Source organism: Achromobacter semiaridum (assembly GCF_053543755.1).
Genome location: NZ_JBLVOL010000003.1, coordinates 56,593 through 59,723, shown reverse-complemented (window position 1 = coordinate 59,723; position 3,131 = coordinate 56,593). Strand labels below are relative to the sequence as shown.

At 66.9% G+C, this 3,131-nt stretch carries 3 protein-coding genes; 2 read left to right on the top strand and 1 reads right to left on the bottom strand.

Annotated elements, in window-relative coordinates:
- A partial coding sequence (locus ACNPP0_RS00890; RefSeq protein ID WP_448704778.1) for an ATP-binding protein occupies positions 1-982 on the top strand: 982 nt, incomplete at its 5' end.
- A gap of 63 nt (positions 983-1,045) precedes the next feature.
- Here the strand turns inward: ACNPP0_RS00890 and ACNPP0_RS00885 are convergent.
- Positions 1,046-1,957, bottom strand: coding sequence for an IclR family transcriptional regulator (locus ACNPP0_RS00885; protein ID WP_332610130.1), 912 nt, complete (start codon positions 1,955-1,957; stop codon positions 1,046-1,048).
- A 155-nt stretch (positions 1,958-2,112) separates the two neighbouring features.
- On the opposite strand from ACNPP0_RS00885, the gene ACNPP0_RS00880 reads away from it, so the two are divergent.
- Positions 2,113-3,102, top strand: a complete 990-nt coding sequence (locus ACNPP0_RS00880) for a Bug family tripartite tricarboxylate transporter substrate binding protein (protein ID WP_143215587.1) — start codon at positions 2,113-2,115, stop codon at positions 3,100-3,102.
- Positions 3,103-3,131: the final 29 nt, after the last annotated feature.

Below are 3,131 nucleotides of genomic sequence, written 5' to 3'. Positions count from 1 at the left end.
GCTGGGCGGCGCGCGACCGTTGACCGTGCGCGCCATGGCCGACGACCCGCGCCACATCCAGGCGCGCGTCGTGTTGTCCGATGGGCAGCCGGTGGTGCTAAATATCCATCTATCGTCCATGCGCCCCGCCCCGTGGCTGCTGGCCGTGCTGGCGGTGCAACTGATTTTGCTGATCGCTTGCGCATGGCTGGCGGTGCGGTTGGCGGTGCGGCCGCTGACGCGCCTGGCCCACGCCGCTGAAACGTTGGATCCCAACGCCAAGAGCCCGCTGCTGCAAGAAGACGGCCCGGCCGAAGTCGCGCATGCCGCCACGGCATTCAACGCCATGCAGGCTCGCATCGCGGCCCACGTGGCCGAGCGCATGCAGATCCTGGGCGCGATCTCGCACGACCTGCAAACGCCGATCACCCGCATGAAGCTGCGCACTGAATTCATGGACCCGTCGGAAGATCGCGACAAACTGGCGCAAGACTTGAACGAGGTGGAACGGCTGGTGCGCGAAGGCATCGACTATGCCCGCAGCGCGCATGGCAAGGTCGAACCCCCCGTACGCGTGGACCTGAACGCGTTTCTGCAAAGCCTGGTCTACGACTATCAAGATACCGGCAAGCCCGTCAGCCTGGAGGGCGACAGCGGCGCGCCACTGATGGCGCGCCCGCATGCACTTCGCCGCATCCTGGGCAACCTGATCGACAACGCGTTGAAGTTCGCGGGCGCGGCCCAGGTACAAGTGGCGACACACGATGACGCCACGCTGTCTATCTTCGTGCTGGACCGCGGCCCCGGGATTCCGGACCACGAACTGGCCGCCGTGCTGCATCCTTTTTATCGCCTGGAAGGATCGCGCAACCGCGACACGGGCGGGACCGGGCTGGGTCTGGCTATCGCGCAGCAGCTGGCACAGGCGATGGACGGGGCGCTGATCCTGAGCGCGCGGGACGGCGGGGGATTATCGGTTGAGTTGCGGCTGGCGCGTCAGTGATGCGGGTCGATTCGGTAGTGGGGATCGGCGTTGCTGCCCGACCGCCGGCCAGCCCAATGCGCGCTACGCCACGTACCCCAATGCCGCGCTGGCGGCCGCGGCTTCTTTTTTTACCGCCGCCACCACCTTGCCGTTGGGCGACACATCAAAGCCACCCGTCGCGCCCAGCGCCGTCAACACCGCGCAGGGCCGGCCCGTGTGGTCATACAAGGGCGCCGACACGGCGCTGATGCCGCGCAGGTTCGTATCCTTGACCGTGGCACAGCCGGCCGCTTGCACCTGGCGCCGCAGCCCGCCGATGGGATCGTCGCGGTCCAGCAAGGCGCGCAAATCATCGGGCGCCTCGGCCAGTTCGGCCAGCGCCATCCGCTGAATCGGGGCTTCGTCCAAAGCGCCCAGAAACGCGCGCCCGGTCGCGGACCACAGCATCGACAGTACCGAGCCCACGCGCACGTTCACCGTGACGGGCAGCGCCGGTTCCTCAAAGCGGACGATGGTCGGCCCCTTGTTGCCCATCACCGCAATGAAACACGTCACCGCCAGGCTTTCACGCAGCCGGATCAACACGGGTTCGCTGATGCGCAAGGGATCAGCCTGGCGCATGGCGGCCACGCCGATCATCAGCGCTTCCAGACCCAGGTGGTACTGCTGCGTGGCCACTTCCTGATCCACCAGGCCCTCGGCAATCAGGCTCATCAGGTAGCGGTGCACCTTGGCGGGGCTTTCGTCCACATGCGCGGCCAGCGCGGTCAGGCTGGCGCGCCCGCCCATCCGCGCCAAGCCTTTCAACACCACCATGCCGGTCTCGGCGGCCTGCACGCGCTGGCGCCGTTCGCGCGGACGGGTATCCGAGTCCAGATCGACCTCCCGCTTCGTGGATGCCTTTGCAGATGCCTTTGCAACGGCCTGGTTATCCGTTCGTACGGATTTGGCGGACTTGGCGGGCATCTTCTTGGACGGCTTGGACGGGGTCATATCGGCGGCGATTCCTGGCAAATACGGGTGCGCGGGCGGCTGGGGGCCTGCCGGCGCGGATCCAAGGTTAACCCTTCTTGAAAAATTACGCATTGCGTATATGATTTACGCAAAAGAAGGGATGCCATCAGGTCATCCCAATACGGAGACAGCCTATGCGCGCCCTGAAACACCCCCTGCTTGCCGGCCTTTTGGCCCTGCCCCTGCTGGCCTGTGCCAGCGCGTTCGCCCAAACCGCACCGGCCAACTACCCGTCCAAACCCGTGCGCTGGGTGGTGCCGTACGCGGCGGGCGGCGGGTCCGACTTCCTGGCCCGCAGCATCGGCCAGGGCCTGACCGGCCGCCTGGGCCAACCCGTCGTCATCGAGAACAAGCCGGGTGGCAACACGGCGATTGCCGCCTCGGAAACCGCGCGCGCCCCGGCCGACGGCTACACCATGCTGTCCGCCGACAACGGCACGCTGGTGTTCAACCCGGCGCTGTACAAGAAGCTGTCGTATGACCCGGTCAAGGACCTGGCGCCCGTCACGCTGATGGGCCGCTTCCCCATGATTCTTGTGGTCGGCCCGTCCATGAAGGTCAACACCGTGCAGGAATTCCTGGCCGAGGCCAAGTCGCGTAAGGAAGGCCTGGACTACGGTTCCGCTGGCGCGGGCAGCCCGCACCACCTGGCCATGGAACTGCTGAAAGTCGAAAGCGGCCTGACCATGACCCACGTGCCGTATCGCGGCGCATCGCCCGCGCTGGCTGACGTGGCGGGCGGCCAGATTCCCGCGATGATGGTCGACCTGGCGGCCGGCGCGGGCTTCATCAACGGCGGCAAGGTCCGCGCGCTGGCCGTCGCCAACCCCACGCGCCTGCCGCAATTGCCCAACGTGCCCACCTTTGCCGAGATCGGCCTGAAGAACGTCGAGGCCGCCGCGCAGGTGGGCGTCGTGGTGCCGGCGGGTACGCCGCCCGCCGTCATCGATGCGCTGAACAAGCAGGTGGTCGCCACCATCAACGACCCGGCCACGCGCCAGCGCCTGGTGGAATTCGGCATCGAGCCGGTCGGCAACACGCCCGCCGAATACGCCGACATGCTGAAAGGCGAGCGCGCCCGCTGGCAAAAGCTGATCAGCGATCTGAAGATCACGCTGGACTAAGCGCTGCCATCACCACCCGCGGGGGGGCG

Coding starts and splice junctions, on each gene's coding strand:
- ACNPP0_RS00885 (WP_332610130.1), bottom strand. CDS start 1,957: ATGACCCCGTCCAAGCCGTCCAAGAAGATGCCCGCCAAGTCCGCCAAA.
- ACNPP0_RS00880 (WP_143215587.1), top strand. CDS start 2,113: ATGCGCGCCCTGAAACACCCCCTGCTTGCCGGCCTTTTGGCCCTGCCC.